Annotated in this window: 16 protein-coding genes and 1 tRNA gene; 8 read left to right on the forward strand and 9 right to left on the reverse strand. The window is 54.1% G+C overall.

What is annotated here, in order from left to right:
* Positions 1 to 24 precede the first annotated feature (24 nt).
* The 5 genes from SMB34_RS21130 to SMB34_RS09170 all read right to left on the reverse strand — a co-directional run bounded on the left by SMB34_RS21130 (position 25) and on the right by SMB34_RS09170 (position 3,738).
* On the reverse strand, positions 25 to 405 hold the full coding sequence (locus tag SMB34_RS21130; protein WP_167332752.1) for a hypothetical protein: 381 nt from the start codon (positions 403 to 405) through the stop codon (positions 25 to 27).
* 121 nt (positions 406 to 526) lie between these two features.
* Positions 527 to 2,152 carry a phosphoenolpyruvate carboxykinase gene (locus SMB34_RS09155; RefSeq protein WP_037989408.1) on the reverse strand — a complete coding sequence of 542 codons (1,626 nt, stop codon included), beginning with the start codon at positions 2,150 to 2,152 and terminating at the stop codon, positions 527 to 529.
* A gap of 210 nt (positions 2,153 to 2,362) precedes the next feature.
* Entirely contained in the window at positions 2,363 to 3,136 is a 774-nt protein-coding gene (locus tag SMB34_RS09160) for a HugZ family pyridoxamine 5'-phosphate oxidase (protein WP_037989409.1), read from the reverse strand.
* A 75-nt stretch (positions 3,137 to 3,211) separates the two neighbouring features.
* Complete coding sequence (locus SMB34_RS09165) at positions 3,212 to 3,418, reverse strand: DUF1289 domain-containing protein (protein WP_007091842.1); 207 nt, start codon at positions 3,416 to 3,418, stop codon at positions 3,212 to 3,214.
* A gap of 122 nt (positions 3,419 to 3,540) precedes the next feature.
* Positions 3,541 to 3,738 (reverse strand): CsbD family protein, encoded by a 198-nt coding sequence (locus SMB34_RS09170; RefSeq protein ID WP_037989411.1) that lies wholly within the window; start codon positions 3,736 to 3,738, stop codon positions 3,541 to 3,543.
* Between the two features lie 266 nt (positions 3,739 to 4,004).
* Here SMB34_RS09170 and SMB34_RS09175 point away from each other — a divergent pair, with 266 nt between their 5' ends.
* A complete protein-coding gene (locus tag SMB34_RS09175; RefSeq protein WP_007091844.1) occupies positions 4,005 to 4,622 on the forward strand; it encodes an RNA methyltransferase in 618 nt (205 codons plus the stop codon).
* Positions 4,623 to 4,749: 127 nt separating this feature from the next.
* Here the strand turns inward: SMB34_RS09175 and SMB34_RS09180 are convergent, their stop codons facing one another.
* The 3 genes from SMB34_RS09180 to SMB34_RS09190 all read right to left on the reverse strand — a co-directional run bounded on the left by SMB34_RS09180 (position 4,750) and on the right by SMB34_RS09190 (position 8,967).
* Positions 4,750 to 6,990 (reverse strand): anthranilate synthase component I, encoded by a 2,241-nt coding sequence (locus tag SMB34_RS09180; RefSeq protein WP_037989412.1) that lies wholly within the window; start codon positions 6,988 to 6,990, stop codon positions 4,750 to 4,752.
* A gap of 251 nt (positions 6,991 to 7,241) precedes the next feature.
* Entirely contained in the window at positions 7,242 to 8,213 is a 972-nt protein-coding gene (locus SMB34_RS09185; RefSeq protein ID WP_007091846.1) for an ion transporter, read from the reverse strand.
* Between the two features lie 109 nt (positions 8,214 to 8,322).
* Positions 8,323 to 8,967, reverse strand: a complete 645-nt coding sequence (locus tag SMB34_RS09190) for a phosphoribosylanthranilate isomerase (protein ID WP_007091847.1) — start codon at positions 8,965 to 8,967, stop codon at positions 8,323 to 8,325.
* Positions 8,968 to 9,111: 144 nt separating this feature from the next.
* On the opposite strand from SMB34_RS09190, the gene ubiE reads away from it, so the two are divergent.
* From ubiE to SMB34_RS09205, 3 genes are read left to right on the forward strand one after another with little or no spacing between them, the layout of a single operon-like run.
* Complete coding sequence (gene ubiE, locus SMB34_RS09195) at positions 9,112 to 9,885, forward strand: bifunctional demethylmenaquinone methyltransferase/2-methoxy-6-polyprenyl-1,4-benzoquinol methylase UbiE (RefSeq protein ID WP_037989413.1); 774 nt, start codon at positions 9,112 to 9,114, stop codon at positions 9,883 to 9,885.
* Positions 9,886 to 9,896: 11 nt separating this feature from the next.
* The gene (ubiB, locus tag SMB34_RS09200; RefSeq protein ID WP_037989415.1) at positions 9,897 to 11,456 is read left to right on the forward strand and encodes a 2-polyprenylphenol 6-hydroxylase; all 1,560 of its coding nucleotides are present in this window, start codon (positions 9,897 to 9,899) and stop codon (positions 11,454 to 11,456) included.
* Between the two features lie 9 nt (positions 11,457 to 11,465).
* The gene (locus SMB34_RS09205; protein ID WP_037989416.1) at positions 11,466 to 11,894 is read left to right on the forward strand and encodes a GNAT family N-acetyltransferase; all 429 of its coding nucleotides are present in this window, start codon (positions 11,466 to 11,468) and stop codon (positions 11,892 to 11,894) included.
* A 76-nt stretch (positions 11,895 to 11,970) separates the two neighbouring features.
* Here the strand turns inward: SMB34_RS09205 and SMB34_RS09210 are convergent, their stop codons facing one another.
* Complete coding sequence (locus tag SMB34_RS09210; RefSeq protein WP_037989418.1) at positions 11,971 to 13,629, reverse strand: methyl-accepting chemotaxis protein; 1,659 nt, start codon at positions 13,627 to 13,629, stop codon at positions 11,971 to 11,973.
* 508 nt (positions 13,630 to 14,137) lie between these two features.
* On the opposite strand from SMB34_RS09210, the gene SMB34_RS09215 reads away from it, so the two are divergent.
* The 4 genes from SMB34_RS09215 (at position 14,138) to SMB34_RS09230 (ending at position 17,796) form a co-directional block, all read left to right on the forward strand.
* Positions 14,138 to 15,718: a tetratricopeptide repeat protein gene (locus tag SMB34_RS09215; RefSeq protein WP_240478791.1), complete on the forward strand. Its 1,581-nt coding sequence runs from the start codon at positions 14,138 to 14,140 to the stop codon at positions 15,716 to 15,718.
* 211 nt (positions 15,719 to 15,929) lie between these two features.
* Complete coding sequence (gene gpt, locus SMB34_RS09220; RefSeq protein WP_007091853.1) at positions 15,930 to 16,409, forward strand: xanthine phosphoribosyltransferase; 480 nt, start codon at positions 15,930 to 15,932, stop codon at positions 16,407 to 16,409.
* Positions 16,410 to 16,629: 220 nt separating this feature from the next.
* The gene (locus SMB34_RS09225) at positions 16,630 to 17,634 is read left to right on the forward strand and encodes a PQQ-dependent sugar dehydrogenase (RefSeq protein ID WP_240478792.1); all 1,005 of its coding nucleotides are present in this window, start codon (positions 16,630 to 16,632) and stop codon (positions 17,632 to 17,634) included.
* An 88-nt stretch (positions 17,635 to 17,722) separates the two neighbouring features.
* Positions 17,723 to 17,796 (forward strand) — tRNA-Gly (locus tag SMB34_RS09230).
* Positions 17,797 to 17,860: the final 64 nt, after the last annotated feature.

Below are 17,860 nucleotides of genomic sequence, written 5' to 3' on the forward strand. Positions count from 1 at the left end.
AAAGGTCGCCATTCTGAGCCTGTGTCAAAACCCCGTTAGATTGTTAGCGGGGTTTTGCATAAGCGAGAGTGTTTTCATTTTGCCGGGAAGAGCGAGAGCCTTTCGATGATGTTTTTGACCCCCAGAATGTTGATTTAATTCGTTCTGGTACGATGTCGCCTGTGTCACCGCGTGATGGGCAATTAGTCCGTGGGGGTCATCTACCGCCGACTGAAAATTGTAGCCAACAACCACTTGCGTCTGCCCCATCTCTTCCATCAAAAGCACCGATTGGGTCAAATCGGGTTTCTGCGCACGCAGCTTTGCCAGTGTTGCACGCAGATCGCTCTGGCAATGCAAACAACAGAAAGCGTGCATCAAAAAGCCAGCGGATGATCGACCGCTGGCTTCAGGAAAAAACGTCAACGTATTTTAGGACGGCACAGCTCGGGCAGTTCCGTCGGTTGAAACGAGAATCAATTTTCTGTTTTCAGCAAAAAGGCCGATGCATGCACCGGCCTTTCTGAAATAACGGGTGTCAGTCGCCTTACTCGGCGGCTTTGACTTCGGCGTTGCTGCGGATTGCAGCATCGCGAACGTCGGCAGCGACATGTTCTTCGAACTTCGCGAAGTTCTTTTCGAACAGGCTGGTCAGGTTCGCGGCAGCCTTGTCATAGGCAGCCTTGTCTGACCAGCTGTCACGCGGGTTAAGGACTTCGGCGGGGATGTCACCACACGCGGTCGGGTATGCCAGACCGAAATACGGGTCGGTTGCGAAGTCGGCATTTTCGAGTTCGCCATTGAGCGCCGCGTTCAGAAGGCCGCGGGTATAGGCGATTTTCATGCGCGAACCGACACCATACGCACCACCGGACCAGCCGGTATTGACCAGCCAGCAATTTGCCTGATGTTTTTCCATCAGTTCGCCAAGCAGCTTGGCATAAACCGACGGATGACGCGGCATGAACGGTGCGCCAAAGCAGGCGGAAAACGCCGCGGTCGGTTCCTTGACGCCTTTTTCGGTGCCGGCAACTTTTGCGGTGTAACCCGACAGGAAGTGGTACATCGCCTGTGCCGAGGTCAGCTTGGCGATCGGCGGCAGAACACCAAACGCATCACAGGTGAGCATGATGATGTTTTTCGGATGACCGCCACGACCGTTTTCCGATGCATTCGGGATGAACTCAATCGGATAGCTGGAACGGGTATTTTCGGTGTGACGGGCATCGTCGAGGTCAAGCTCGCGCGATTGCTTGTTCATCACAACGTTTTCCAGAACCGTCCCGAAGGTTTGGGTTGTGGCATAGATTTCCGGTTCTGCTTCTTTGGAAAGCTTGATCACCTTGGCGTAGCAGCCGCCTTCGAAGTTGAAGACGCCATCTTCGCCCCAGCCATGTTCATCGTCACCGATAAGCGTGCGTGATGCGTCGGCCGACAGGGTGGTTTTGCCGGTACCCGACAGACCAAAGAAGATCGCGGTGTCGCCGTCCTTGCCCATATTGGCCGAGCAATGCATCGGCATGACGCCTTTGGCCGGAAGAATATGGTTAAGAACAGAGAAGATCGATTTCTTCATTTCGCCGGCATACCAGGTGCCGCCGATGATCACCATTTTGCGTTCGAACGAAACGACGACGAATACTTCGGAACGGGTGCCGTCGACTTCCGGATCAGCCTGCAGGCCAGGAGCGTGCAGAACGGTGAATTCCGGTGCGAAGTCGCGAAGTTCTTCTTTCTGCGGCTGAATGAACATGTTGCGCGCAAAAAGATTGTGCCATGCATTTTCGTTGATCACGCGAACCGGTAGGCGGAAACGCGGATCCGAACCGGCATAGCAGTCCTGAACGAACAGTTCGGTGCCCTGGAAGTAAGCGCGCACTTTTTGATACAGGCGCTCGAACACTTCCGGGCTGACCGGGCGGTTAACGTCGCCCCAGTCGATGTCATTCTTGGTGCTTGCCTCTTCGACGATAAAGCGATCCAGAGGGGAACGTCCGGTATGCTCGCCTGTCAGCGCAACAAATGCGCCACCCTTGGCAATTTTACCTTCCTGACGACGGATTGCATGTTCGTAGAGGCCGGCAGCGTCCAAATTCCAGTGAACGGCGCCAAGATTCTTGAGGCCATGGGTTTCAAGGCCTACACGGCTGACAACGGGTCCTGATTGCAGCACGGATCTCTCCTGGTGGGAATTGAGTCTGGGGGTTAATAGTCAATTCTACACAGTCGGTATGTGGGTTAACCGTTTGCGTCGCGACATATTGTTACAAAGGTGTCTCAAAAGCAACCTGTCCTTTGGCTCTATACCAAGGAAAACGTAGATGATTTTGCGTTTGCGAAAAGTCACCTTTCGAAAGTGACAATTAAATCTTCGTTGCCAAATTCAGAACACCTGACCGCGCGATTTTTTACACATTTCGACCAGAATGTCGCGCGCTTCGCCGGGGCTGCGGATTGTTTCGGTGAAGTTGACCCGCAAAGGTCGGGAATCGGCAGAATTGCATTCCAAATCCATTCCATCGCAATCAATGGCGACCATTTTCCAACCGTCATTCTTATCCTGATCGGTGAAATATCCGACAATGTCGGCTATCGCATCGGCATGATCGGAATTCATTTGGAAAATGACTTCATCATGGCCATCAATTAGTGGTTGGCAGCCATCAATCACAAACTGGTTCCCCGTTAGTCGGCGCTGTTTGCCAAACCCGCCAACCCAGTAAACCGCCTCTACCGCAACGTGGTAAAAGTCAAAATCGGCGAAATCGGCATATTGGGCGGCATCGGGATGGGTTTGAAGGTAGCGTTGGCGTGTTTCCGGTGCGTGATCGGCAACGGCCCGGCCAAAGATCGTCAGTCTGGCATTATCCGTATCGATCCGCTCGCTTTGTCCGGCATCGATATTGCCGTCGGTGAAAAGAAGCGACAGACGCGGATCACGTCGTAAATGACGGGTATGATCCGCCAGATCGGAAATCAGCAGAATGGGGCTGCCATCAATATGCGCAGCAGGGACAACGATTGACGTCACCGGCCAGCCATCGCCGACCTGTTTGTGATCACAGGCGGTTGTAGCCATCACGGCATGTAAGGCACGTCTCGTCATGCGCCGGAGTTCTGCCGCTGCATTTCCGTTTTGCTGTGCAAGGCTCGACATGCATACGCCCCTTTGATGATCAGGGTTTTTATTTAGGATTGGTTGTTGCCGTCCGCAATGTCTGGTCTGGCTGGGTTACAGGCCTTTGTCCCCGGTCGTGATCAGCGGTTCGGAAATGGTCGAAAGACGCCGTTTGCGGATGGTTTCCAGCAACCGTTTCTTGCTGCCGTCACTCATGCCCATCCATGCACCAATTTCGTCGCCCGTACGAAAGCATCCGGTGCAGTAGCCAGCGGCCGGGTCAAGAACGCAAACGCCAATGCAGGGGGATTTGACAGGCATGATTTTCCAAAGCTGGTAACAGGATTGATTGCCTGCATAGAAAACACAAAGCCCGCCAGGATCAAGAGGGTAATAATCTGGCGGGCTTAGTTATGTGTGGTAATCTGGTGGGGGTGAAAGCCCTAGAGGCGGTCAAACCAGTTGCGGACCTGGCGGTCGGCCTCTTCGCGTTTAACGCCATAGGCTTCCTGAACCAAGCCAACCAGTTTTTCCTGCTGGCCTTCGATCTCATCAAGATCATCGTCGGTGAGGCGGCCCCATTCGCGCTTGACGTGACCACGCATCTGTTTCCAACGGCCTTCAATCTGGTCCCAATTCATCAGGTGTTCTCCTGTTTCTTTCGGGTTGTTTGCTCGTTCGGTCCGGAAATTTTATCTGCATGCCAATGGCATGCTGCTTTTCCGGTTGCCTGATCATAAAACGGCTCGGAGTGTTTTTTGTTCCACGATGCCCGGATTGCTTCCTCTGCCGGGGCAGGGGTGCGGCCCGCTGACTTGCCATATTCGCCTGTGAGGGGTATAGCCGAGCCAGTTTTTTCATTGGAGTGTGTGTGAGCGCACCATCGGCGTACAGCACGGAGGACAATATGCGCGGATATTTCGGGATCGGGATCGAAGGGGCCAGCAAGCCCTTTAACGTGGGCACGCTGTTTCGTTCCGCTCATGCGTTTGGTGCCAGCTTTGCCTTTACGGTGGATGCGGATTTTCGTGATGAACGGGCCAATGTGGCCGACACATCACGTGCGTCCGAGCAGATGCCCTACTATCACTTCCCGGATCACGATCATCTGTTCCTGCCCGATGGATGCCGGATGGTTGGTGTCGAACTGACACCTGATGCGATTGAACTGCCAAGTTTCAAACACCCGTCGCGCGCGGCCTATATTCTTGGCCCGGAACGCGGAAATCTGTCGCAGGAAATGCAGGATCAGTGCGATTTCATCATCAAAATCCCGATGAGCTTCTGCGTGAATGTCGCGATTGCTGCCAATATCGTGATGTATGACCGCCTGATCAGTCTGGGCCGGTTCGCCCCGCGCCCGGTACGTGCTGGTGCCCCGACCGAGCCAAAGCCGGAAGCCTTTTATGGCGGCTGGATTTCGCGCACGCGTGACAAACGCAAAGCAGATCCGGAAAAGTTTCGTCAGGCTCCGCCACCCGATTACAGTGTGATCGACGGGACGCTGGATGACGACGACGATTAAGGCATAAAATGAAGCAACGGCCGCGAGGGAGGTGCGCGGCCGTCGCATTTTCCTGACCCGGTTTCATCGACAGGGGGAGGTCGATGGCAGGGGGCATGGGTCAGGCAATCGGGTTCATCATGTGGTTTCAGGCGGCTTTTGCCGCTGTTTCATCATCTTTGTCACCTTCATCCGCATCGGGAATTTCCGCCTTTTCAGGCAGAATGCCGTGCGGATTGCGCAGCAGGTTGGCAATCATCCGCATCCCGACATCACCTTGCAGGGTCAGCAGGCTTTCGGGATGGAACTGGACCGCGCTGATCGGCAGGCTTTGATGACGTATCCCCATAACCACACCGTCATTGCTGCGCGCGGTGACTTTAAGGTCAGCTGGCAGGCTTGCCAGGTCGGCAAATAGCGAGTGATAGCGCCCAACAACGATTTCATCGGGAAGGCCTTCAAACAACGGATCAGACGGGTCCAGTTTCACCTTAGACGGTTTGCCATGCATCGGTGTGTCGAGTTGACCAAGTGATCCACCAAAAAATTCGACAATCCCCTGTAAACCAAGACAAACACCAAAGACCGGAAGCCCCGCGGCAAGGGCACGTTCAATGCTTTGGCGCAGACCATAATCATCGGGGCGCCCCGGACCCGGGGACAGGAACACCAGATCCGGTTTGAAATCATCAAACGCCTCATCCGGGAAACCGGGGCGGAACGTTAATGTTTCGGCACCGGTTGCACGGATATAGCTGGCAAGGTTTTGAACAAAGCTGTCTTCGTGATCGATCAGAAGCACGCGCTTGCCAACGCCCGAAATGGTCGGATCAATGGTGGCTTCGTCCTTGGCATCGCGGGTGACGGCATCAATCATAGCTGATGCCTTCAATACGGTTTCGGCTTCCTCGGCGGCAGATTGACTATCAAACAGCAATGTCGCACCCGCGCGAACCTCGGCGACACCCTGTTTGAGCCGCACTGTGCGCAATGTCAGGCCGGTATTCAGATCGCCATTGCACAGAACCGCGCCAATGGCTCCGCCATACCATGCGCGCGGGCTGCGTTCGACGGTTTCAATATGCTTCATGGCTGCCCGTTTGGGGGCACCGGTTACGGTAACCGCCCAGCAATGCGTCAGGAAAGCATCAAGTGCATCAAAGCCTTCGCGCAGGCGGCCTTCGACGTGATCGACCGTGTGGATCAGGCGGGAATACATTTCGATCTGGCGACGGCCAAGAATACGGATGCTGCCGGGTTTGCAGACGCGTGCCTTATCGTTGCGATCAACGTCGGTGCACATGGTCAGTTCGGATTCTTCCTTGGCCGAATTCAGAAGGGTTCGGATATTTTCCGCATCCTCGATCGCGTCGCGACCGCGCGCGATGGTGCCCGAAATCGGGCAGGTTTCAATACGTTGACCGGTGACGCGGACATACATTTCCGGCGATGCTCCGATCAGGTGTTCACCGTCCCCCAGATTGATCAGGAAACCATAAGGTGCCGGATTTCGGCGTTTAAGGCGGCGGAAGATTTCCGATGGGGCCGTTTTGCATTCGGTCCGAAAGACGCGGCTTGGCACGACTTCAAACAGTTCTCCGCGCGCAAATCGTGGTTTGGTTTCATCGACGACGGCGGCGTATTCGCCGTCTTTCATATCATTTTCTACGATGCCGTTTGCACCATGGGATGGCGGGTGATCCTGGGCAATGTGGTCGAGCCCGGCGGTACTATGGCCATCTGGTGCAATGAATTCATATTCAAAAAGGGTCGCGACCTTGGACGCATGGTCGACTGTAATCATCTGATCGGGCAGGTAAAGATGGACATCCTTATGATCACTGCTGCGGTCCTGGGTCAGTGCAATTTGTTCGAAATGAAGGGCGATGTCGTAGCCAAAGGCACCGTATAGACCCAAACGTTCCTCGCCCTTGTGGGCAAACAGATCGCGAATGGCCCGGACAACGGAAAACAGGCTGGGTTGTTGACTGCGTTCTTCTTCCGGGAACCAAGCCGCGGCTTTGCCGACATAGCCGTAAAGCCCGTCATCGCCTTTGGTCAGGCCTTCTATATGGGCATGATCGGCAAGGGCGTTTTCAATCACCGGCAAAAGCGCCTGGCCGCGATCATTAAGCGCCCGGATTGCAAAGCCGCGTTCCCGTCCGGTGATTTCCAGCGGTGGTTTGGCAAATCCCATGTCCCAGCGCGAATAGCGACCCGGAAACTCGTAGCTTGAAGACAGCAAAACACCCTTGGTCCGATCAAGCGCGTCGATCAGGTTTTCGGTGGCATTTTCATAGGTGATTTCTGTCTGGCGGCGAATAATGGCGATGCCGCCATCGGTGGTATATCGATATTCGCTACTGGTTTCAGAAGTCGGGTTGGTCACGTCAAGTACTCCGTTTGCGGGGCGCTGCCGCAGGAGCAATGTGACTTTTCAGCAAATAGGGAGAAGGTCTGAAAACACAAAGCCGCCTGCGAAGATCAGGCGGCCGGTTGTTTCAGGGCACGATAATTGGCCGCCCGCTTATGCGGACCACCACCAACGATTGGAAATAAGGATCGGGTTCATGCCGTGTGTTTTCATGTTTCAAACTATGATCAGCGATCAGACGGGCGTCAAGCATTTTGATCAGACGATTATTCGCCCGGTTCGGAAACTTCGAAACGAAGCGGTTTATGGCAATGTGGACAGGACAAAAGATCGTCTTCGTGATTATGATGAATGTCGCGGATGTCGGATATGATGGACTGGGCCTGTTCATCGCTGATGCCAAGTTCGTCCTGATGGGATCGCAGCCTTTTTCGCACGGCCTCGGTCAGGCGTTTTCCCGAAAGCTGATGGGCAGCTTGTTGGCGATAGGCCTCTTCGCGGCGGCGCAGTTCACTGGAAAAGGCGGATGCCAGAATGCCGGCAGGCACCGCGACGATGCCGATACCCGTTAGTGAAATCAGACTTGCGATGATTTTACCGAGTGCTGTGATTGGTACGACATCCCCGTAACCGACGGTGGCAAGGGTGATAACGCTCCAGTAAAGGGCACTGGGCAGGTTGCCAAATGCGTCAGGTTGGGCTTCGTGTTCAGCAAGATAAATGGCGCCGGCGCTGAAAACCAGCATGCAGGCCAGCGCTGCGCTTGCGGCACCAAAGATGCCCATCTGCTGACGAAACACCATCAGCATCAGTTCAAGGCCGGTAGAATAGCGGGTGAACTTCAAAAGCCGAAGCAGACGGACAATGCGGATGAACCGCAGATCAATCGACGTGAAAAACAGCAAGAAGACCGGAAGGATCGCAATCAGATCAACCATTGCCATTGGTCGCAGCATATAACGCAAACGCCCCCATTTTCCGGAAAATTCCGGGTTATCGGGGGCCGACCATACGCGCAAGACATATTCAACTGTGAAAATCGCCGTGCAGATCAGCTCAATGACCAGAAACAGTATAAAAAACTGTTCGGCCAATTCATGAACGGTGTCGAGAATGACGCAGATAACATTGATCACGATCAGCGAAGCAAGGATCAGATGTACCGTCAATGACACCCGTGATTGACGGTCGACCCCATGCAGCAAATTCTGAACTTTTGATCGAAGCGTTCTTTCCATTTGACCCCATACGCTAACGGGGCACCAAACACCGCCCGCAATCGTCCGATAATTGCGGGGATCGCTTCAGAAATGGTTAAAGAAGATGCTGATACAGCGCGGTCGGGTGCTAGTAACCCTTTGCCGCGCGAATGAAATCGGCAATCTTGCGTGCGTCTTTCACGCCTTTGGTCTTTTCAACGCCAGACGATACATCAACCCATGGTGCGCCGGAAATGCGTACCGCATCGGTGACATTATCAGGGTCAAGCCCACCGGCGAGCATCCAGCTGCTTTTGAAACTGCGCCCGGTCAGAAGTGTCCAGTCAAAGCTGACGGCGTTGCCGCCGGGAAGAATGCTTTCTTTGGGCGGTTTGGCATCGAAAAGCAGAAAATCGGCGACGCCATCGAAGTTTGCCGCAGCGGCATCAATGTCATCGGACGTACTGACCGAAACGGCCTTCATGACGCGCAGACCGAATTTTTCTTTTACTTCTGCGACCCGTTCCGGGCTTTCCTTGCCATGCATCTGGATCACGTCAAGGCGACCGGCCTTGATCGCGTTTTCAAGGGCTTCGTCACCAGCTTCAACGAACAGGCCAACCTTAAGGATGCTGTCCGGTACGCGCTCGGTCAAAGTAGTGGCGCCGTTAAGCGATATGTGACGCGGGCTTGGTGGAAAAAAAACATAGCCCAAGGCATCTGCACCGGCACTCATCGCGGCCATTGCGGCGTCTTCGCTATTGATTCCACAGATTTTGACCATGCAGCTCATCGGAGTGTCCTGTCTTGTAGCCAATTCAAACTTCCGTCCAAGTCATTTGGTCCTAGCAGAAAGTGATCCCGACCAACAGGATATTTGCGAATTTAGGTGGCTTTCCACTGGCGAGATGGCGGTTGCTGCGCTATTTTCCCGGCCATGAGCAAGCACACAGGCCCAGCCGGGGGCGAAAACGGCGAAAAGACAACCCATTTCGGTTTTCGGGATGTTCCGGAAAGCCAGAAGGCATCCATGGTGCGTGAGGTTTTCGATACTGTCGCGTCCAAATATGACTTGATGAACGATCTGATGAGCGGCGGTGTACACCGTTTGTGGAAAGATACGTTCATCAACGAGCTGAAGCCGCGTCCGGGCATGAAGCTGCTGGACGTTGCCGGTGGCACCGGGGACATTGCATTCCGGTTCCTGAAGAATGGTGGCGGCTCTGTCACGGTGTGCGACATTAACTATGAAATGCTGCATGTCGGTCGTGATCGCGCGGTGGATCACGGGTTGCTGAAAAACATCAACTGGACTGTTGGCGATGCGCAGAAACTGCCACTGCCCGATCATTCGGTTGATGCCTATACCATTGCCTTTGGTATTCGGAACGTGACGCGGATTAACGAAGCCCTTTCCGAAGCCTATCGTGTGCTCCGACCGGGTGGAAAATTCCAGTGTCTAGAGTTTTCCAAGGTGGTGGTGCCGGGGTTTGATAAACTTTACGACACATACTCCTTCAAGCTTTTGCCTGAAATCGGTCGCTTCATTGCCGGGAATCGCGAAGCATATCAGTATCTGGCCGAAAGCATCCGTCAGTTCCCCGATCAGGAAACTTTTGCATCCATGATCCGCGATGCCGGGTTCGAACGGGTGAAATATCGCAATCTTTCCGGTGGTATTGCCGCCATTCATTCGGGCTGGCGGGTATAGGTGGCGACTGAATGATAAGGTTCGTTCGCAACAGCTTTCGACTGCTTGGAATGGCTAGGACTTTGGCGCGTCATGATGCGCTGTTTCCACTTGCCCTTGTGCCGGGTGGAAAGGTTCTGGCGTTTTTTGCCCGACTGACAGCACCATTTTCACGTCGATCCGATTTGCGGCCGGGGCGCCGGTTGGCCCGTGCGCTTGAAGAATTGGGCCCCGCATTCATCAAGCTTGGCCAGACACTGGCCACGCGTGCCGATCTGATCGGGGATGATGTTGCGGCTGATTTATCAAGCCTGCAGGATAGATTGCCGCCATTTTCGGCCAAGATTGCCAAGCGGATCATTACCGAACAGCTTGACGGGCCGTTTGAAACCCTGTTTTCCGAGTTTGATGATACGCCTGTTGCGGCGGCATCCATTGCGCAGGTGCATTTTGCCACCACGTCCGATGGGCGAGAAGTTGCCGTCAAGGTGCTGCGCCCGGATATCAAGACGCGCTTTGCCCGTGACCTAGATCTGTTTTACTGGGTGGCGGAGATTGCCGAACTGACGCAACCGCGCTTGCGTCGTCTCAAACCGGTTGAAACCATCAAGACGCTGGAAGACAGCGTGCATCTTGAAATGGATTTGCGGTTTGAAGCATCGGCAGCATCCGAGTTCCGCGACAATTTCGAGGCTGATCCGACCTATTATGTGCCGCAGATCGATTGGGAACGGACGGCGGAACATGTGATCACCATGGAACGGGTCAAAGGTGTTCGCATCGACAATGTCGAAGCCCTGGATCGCATGGGTGTTGATCGCTCTGCCCTTCTGGCGAAGGCGGCGGGGGCATTTTTCCAACAGGTTTTCCGTGACGGCTTCTTCCACGCCGATATGCATCCGGGCAACCTGTTTGTCGACGAAACCGGTAAGGTCAGCATCGTTGATTTCGGGATCATGGGGCGTGTTGACCGTCAGACGCGCCTGTACCTCGCAGAAATGCTTCTTGGCTTTCTGACGCGTGATTATCGCCGTGTCGCCGAGGTGCATTTCGAAGCGGGATATGTCCCACGTAACCAGTCGCTTGAAAATTTCCAGCAGGCGTGCCGTTCCATCGGCGAGCCGATTCTGGGAAAGGAACTGGCCGATATTTCGGTCGGGCGCCTGTTGGGGCAGCTTTTCCAGATTACCGAAACCTTCGGGATGGAAACCCAGCCGCAGCTTCTGATGTTGCAGAAAACCATGATTGTCGCCGAGGGGCTTTCGCGTATTTTAAGCCCGAACGAGAATATGTGGGAATTGTCGCGTCCGCTGATTGAGGAATGGATGCGTGAAAACCTTGGCCCGGAAGCAAAGATTGCCGAAGCTACCCGACAGGCAGGGACCATGTTGCGCCGGTTGCCGCGCGTTCTTGAGGCTGCCGAACAGGCATCGGCTGTCTTTACCGATCAGGGGTTGCGCCTGCATCCTGATACGGTTGCAGCGATGCGTGGCCGGTCAAACGGGCAGCGCAGTTCCGGTGGAGTTTCCAAGCAATCCATCCTGCTTTGGGTCGCGATTGCAGCACTTGCAGTCGCCCTGTTCGTCAAATAGAGGACGGCAATGAGCGAAATTGAGATCAGTTGTGATCGCGGTCGGCTGGACCTTGGATATTGCTATGATTTCATTGCCAATTCTTATTGGTCGCGGGGCAGGTCGCGCGGCGAGTTTGACCGTTCGGTTGAAATGTCGGTACCGGTTGGTGCCTATTGTGACGGGCGGCAGGTTGGTTTTGCCCGCGTCGTGACCGACTTCATCGCCATTGCCTATATCGCCGATGTGTTTGTTGACCCCGATTACCGTCGTCGGGGCATTGCATCCATGATGATTGATGTCCTGCATGCTCATCCCGATATTGCGCGGGTCAAACGATGGATGCTGGCGACACATGATATGCAACCGGTTTATCGCCTTCATGGATATGAAGACCTTAATGAAACGATCATGATGCGGCTTGATAGCGCATCCGATGATCGGGAACCTTCGCGTTAGGCACAATTAAACCCGGTTAAAAGAAACGCCGCCACGGTCATACCGGGCGGCGTTTTTGTTTCCGGCAATCTCGCAATCAGCTGGTGCGGACTTCATCAAGGAAGTTGCCGACCTCGCTGCGCAGCGTTCCTGATTGCGCGCCAAGTTTTTCGGAGGCATCAAGTACCTGTCGGGCGGCATCGCCGGTCTGGCGGGCCGCAGACTGCATTTCATGGATATGGCTTGTGACTTCCTGCGTGCTCTGGACCGCCTGCTGGACGGAGTGTGAGATTTCGGACGTCGCCTGTCCCTGTTCCTGAACTGCGGCGGCAACCTCGGATGCGATTTCGTTCAGATTGGCGATGATGCTGGTGATGCCATCAATTGCACCAACAGCTTCCTGGGTCGATCCCTGAATGCCGGAAATCTGGGCTGAAATATCCTCGGTCGCGCGTGCTGTCTGATTGGCAAGGTTCTTTACCTCGTTGGCCACCACGGCAAAACCTTTACCCGCGTCACCGGCACGTGCGGCTTCGATCGTGGCGTTCAGGGCCAGAAGGTTGGTCTGTTCGGCAATGGCCTGAATGATCTGGACCACTTCGCCGACTTTCTGTGCTGAAACATCAAGCCCCTGAACCATTTCATTGACCCGATTGGCTTCGGTGCTGGCGTTGGCGGTAATGTTTGACGTGTCATTTACACGCGCACTGATATCGCGGATTGAAACAGATAGCTGTTCGGCAGCACTGGCAACCGTTTCGACGCTATGATTGGCCTGCTCAACTGCGGCAACCACTGCCTGCGAACCGGATTCGTTCTGATGAACGGCCGCAACCATTGTCTGGGCGACTTGCTGCATTTCGCTAGATGCGCCCGATACACCGTCGACAACACCCATGACGGTCTGTTCGAAACGCCCGGCAAGGCCGTTCATTGCCTCTCGCCGTTTTATTTCTGCGCGCTCGCGTTCCTGTTCGCGTTCCCGATCAAGTTGGGCAACTCGGTTGGCATTTTCCTTGAATACTTCGACCGAGGCCGCCATCTGGCCAATTTCATCGGTGCGATGAACGCCGGGGATGTGAATGTCGCGATTGCCATCAGCAAGGGCCGCCATGGCACGATTGATTTTAACAAGCGGGGTAATGATCTGATTGCGCAGGACAAACCAGGTGCTGCCGAGAAGGACGGCAAGGATTGCCGCCGCAAGAGCCAACTGGATGATGACGGCCTGTTTTACCTCGGCATTTACGCGCTCCAGGCTCCATGCGGTCAGCAGCATGCCGCGATATTGATCTTCGTCCCGGCGTTTGGAATATTTGGTAATCGGCGCAGCAACAATGACCGCATCGTCAGAGATGAAGCTGACAACTTCCTTGTTTTCAAGCCGCTCCAGATAAGGTTCGGCAAGTGCAGCCAGATCGTGTTCGGGAAGGTTTTCGGATTGATAGGTCGCAATGGGTTCGCCGTCCGGATTGGCTGCCACCAGCGATGCCAGCTGTGATCCTTCCTTGTCGGTGATCTTGCGGAATTCTTTTTCGACCGAGTTGCCGTCCATGGCAATAAAGCCCGGTTGCACGGCTGTTGACAGCATTTCGGTTTTTTCGACCGACTCATTATACATGATTTCGATCATCGCATCGCGTTGTGAAACCGTCTGGATCGTCATCATTGCGCCGAAGCCGACAATCAACAATGCAACCACAACCAGAATAACTTTGCGTCCGACAGAGCCGCCGGATCGTTTGGTTTCGGCCATTTAAGGTCTCCCGTCCTTTGAAGCCTGATGAATTTTTGTTTCCTCGAAATCCTCTCGTCTGCCAGCGATCATTTGAGGCTGTCGTGGCATGAACGATCAGGATTGGTATCGTTTCGGCTGTCATCCGAATGGTGATTTCGGGGAACTGCCAAAGCGACGATATTTATTCTTTCTGACTTCCCCTGATGTAAAACTCCCTAGGGAACGGGAAGCTTTTTGATGCTTTCCTTCGGACCCCACAAAAAAGCTACTGCAAAGCGGTGGATAACCGAAATAATTAAAACAGGCTTGTTTGAAATTACCGGAAACTTGCGAAATGCGATAAAATCGTCCGGTATCATTCAAGTTTTTAGTAAATAATGCTGTTCGGGGAACCGGTGTTTCTCGTGATGCGAATCGCAGGCTGACTTCGTCGGTCCTAACATACCCATTCATATGGTGATGGTGGCTTGTCTTTTTGATGCTGTCCGATCACGATGCTGCAGTTTTTGCGGGACGGGGAACCCGAATGGCCAAGTCCAGAACCATAACAAAATCGCGTGCCACCAAAAAAGGCAGGAAAACCATGGCTGTTTCCGGGGTGAAAAGCCCTGTGACCAAGCCCGCGGGTGATGACAGTCCAAAACTGCCCAAAGGCGAAATCGGTGCCCTTGATCAAATGCGAGGCGATGAACCCGGATCAGCACGTTTATCGTCCCGACCGGCACCGGATATTGCGGTTAACCGTTTTGACAAATCGGAACTTTTTGCGCGCGCGCTTGAAGCACATCAGGCGGGCAGGATTGACGAAGCGATTGCGCTTTATGGTGCTGTCCTTCGACAGAACCCGGATCAACCCGATGTCTGGAACAATCTGGGCGTGGCACTTCGCCGCAGCAAACACCATGATGCGTCACTTGTTGCTTATCGTCGCGCGGCGGAGTTAAGGCCGGGAAATGCCGGGCTTTGGTCAAATATGGGCAACTGCCTGCGTGAAATGATGCGCTTTGAAGAAGCCACGGCAGCGCATGACAAGGCCCTCGAACTTGATGCTTCGATCAAATCGCATCCGTTTAATGCCGGTCTTGTTTTTCGAGATACCAACCGTTTCGAGCAGGCAATCCGGCATTTTGATGCAGCATTGGCGATTGATCCCGACTATGTCGACGCCAACTGGGACAAGGCATTGGCCCTTCTGGCGATGGGGCAATATGAGGCTGGCTGGGCTGGATATGAAACGCGCCGCAAACTGGCCGATAACCCGATCCGTCCTCTTGAAGGTGCTCCGGAATGGGACGGCAAGGCTGATTTGCGTGGCAAAAGACTGCTGCTGCGCGCCGAGCAGGGCTTTGGCGACATGATACAGTTTGCCCGTTTTGTGCCAATGGTCGGGAAGAAGGCCGCGCATATTATCCTTGAATGCCGATCAGAATTGATCCCGGTGATGCGTACGATTGCCGGTGTCGGAACAATTGTTGAAAAGGGCGCAAAACTGCCGCCCTTTGATCTGCATGTACCGTTGCTAAGTCTGCCGCATGTTATGAAAATCAACGAAGCGGAATTACACCGCGTATCTGCCGAACCCTATTTGAGTGCACCGAAAGGCAAGCAGGCACGGCTGAGCCCGCCACCGGGAACGGTGCTTAAGGTCGGACTGATATGGGCAGGCAAACTTAATCCGCGTGACCGATCCTGCCCGCTTGAAAAGTTGATGCCGCTTATGGCTCAGAAAGGGGCCTGTTTTTACAGTTTTCAGGTCGATGAACGGCGTGGTGACATAGCCAAACTTGGTGCCAATGCCCTGATTACCGACATGGGTGAACATATTCATGATTTCGGTGACAGTGCCGCGTTGATGAAGGCGATGGATCTGATCATCACAATTGATAGTGCCCCGGCCCATCTTGCCGGCGCGCTTGGTGTACCGGTCTGGATGTTGCAGCTTTATACAACGGATTGGCGGTGGATGGTCGGGCGGGCCGACAGCCCGTGGTACCCGACGATGCGGATTTATCGGCAAGAAGCACCGGGGGATTGGGCTACTCCGATTGGAAAGCTGGGGGCTGATTTTGCCAATCTGCTTAAGGCACGGCTGGGTGCTACGGCATAGTCAAAACGATGTGTCGCGATATTTTTGCCCGATAGCGGGCGATTGTCTGATCAATTCTTTGGACAGGAACGGTCCCGCCCCTTGTGTTTGGCTGTGACTCAGCGTAGGAAAGCGCCTTAAATTTACGAAGAATGTCGACCGCTGTCCGGTCTTTCTCCTGATTTGGTATGACAGACAGCAGGCGATCCGTTTTTTGCGCAGGAGAAAGCTTGTGAGCGAAGCTGCTTATAACAAAGGTTTCCCGGTTTCCTGGGAACAGATGCATCGCGACGCACGTGCATTGGCGTGGCGTCTGCTTGAAAAAGGTCCGTACAAGGGCATTATTGCGATTACCCGTGGCGGTTTGGTCCCGGCAGCCATCATCGCACGCGAACTTGATATCCGTTTGATTGATACGGTTTGCGTTCGCAGCTACTCTGACAAGTCGCGCGGTGATCTTGAATGGCTTAAGGGGATCGAAGGTGACGGCACGGACATGCTGATCATCGATGATCTGGTCGATACCGGCAAAACCGCAAAGGCTGTGCGTGAAAAACTGCCAAATGCGCATTTTGCGACTGTTTATGCCAAGCCGCTTGGACGCGAGATCGTCGACAGCTTTGTGACCGAAGTTTCCCAGGATACGTGGATTTATTTCCCGTGGGATATGGAGCTTTCGGTCAACGCACCGATATCCGAGCGCGTCCGCTAATCGGTCTTGAAGATCTGATCGTATCTTTCTCAAGGCCCGTTGGACCGAAAAGGAGGACACGATGCAAAATCAAAATTGCCCGGCCTGCTATCGTCAACCGTCATCAACGGTCAGATGGGCCGGGCATTTCTGTTTTTGGCTTGGGTTCTGCGCCCTTGCGATTGCGGGTATATCGGTCCCTGTCATCGCACAAGAGCTACCTGCGCAAACGCAAAAAGCCATGTCTCTTTTGCGGCCTGAAAGCGGTTATCGGCTTGAATTGTTTGCCTCGGTAAATAATGCGCGTTCTATCGCGGTTGCCCCGGAACTGAAAGGCATTTTCGTCGGAACGCGTGGTCCCAATCTTTATTTCGTGCGCGATGCGGATGGGGATGGCAAGGGCGAAGAAGTCAATCTTATTGCCGATGACTTCAAGATGGCGAATGGCATCGCCTATAAACCCGGAACCCTGTTTGTAGCCGATCAGCACCGCGTTGTGTCCTATGATCTTTCAGATTTTGACGGGACAGCATTGGGACGCGCGCGCATCCTGTTTACCAATCTGCCGGACAAGCGCCATCATGGCTGGCGATACGCCGCACTTTCCCCGGATCAAAGCCGCCTGTTCATCGCCGTTGGCGCGCCGTGCAATATCTGCAAGGTTGGTGGGCTAGAAGGTACGATTATTTCCATGCCGATCAGCGGTGGGGCACCCAAAATCTATGCCAGCGGTATCCGTAATTCCGTAGGGCTGACGTTCCATCCCGACACCGGAGATTTGTGGTTTACCGATAATGGCGGGGATAACCTTGGTGACGATGTTCCGCGCGAGGAGCTGAACCACGCCACCGCCGAAGGGCTGTTTTATGGATATCCCTGGTATGCCGGAAACGATACGCGTTCCCCGCAGTTTGCCGGTGAAACTCCACCGGCTGAGGTTACCTTTCCTGCCTTTACCTTTAATGCGCACAATGCAGCGCTTGGTCTTACCTTTGACGATGGTGATGCACTTGTGGCGTTGCACGGATCATGGAACCGGACAATTCCGGATGGTTACAAGGTTGTGCGGGTGGAATTTCGCAATGGTGAACCTGTGGCGACCAATCCGTTCCTTGATGGTTTTCTGCGCAGCAACGGCGAAGTTGTTGGCCGCCCGGTAGACGTAAAGCATTATATTGATGGATCGATTCTGGTGTCGGACGACCACGCCAGTGCGGTTTGGCGACTGGTTCCGACAAAGAAATGACACGGGCATGACAGGTTTAAATAAATCATTCCGGTATCGGGGATGGGCTTGCACCCATCCTGAAACCGGGCTATAAAACCGCCGCTTAGCGGGTGTAGTTCAATGGTAGAACGGCAGCTTCCCAAGCTGCATACGAGGGTTCGATTCCCTTCACCCGCTCCAAGCTTTCCAAATATTTCGATGCCAGATTGCAGTGCAGGGCCGGTTACTTAAAGAAACCGTTCGG

Source organism: Thalassospira permensis NBRC 106175 (assembly GCF_000714555.1).
In the GTDB taxonomy this organism is placed as follows: domain Bacteria; phylum Pseudomonadota; class Alphaproteobacteria; order Rhodospirillales; family Thalassospiraceae; genus Thalassospira; species Thalassospira xiamenensis.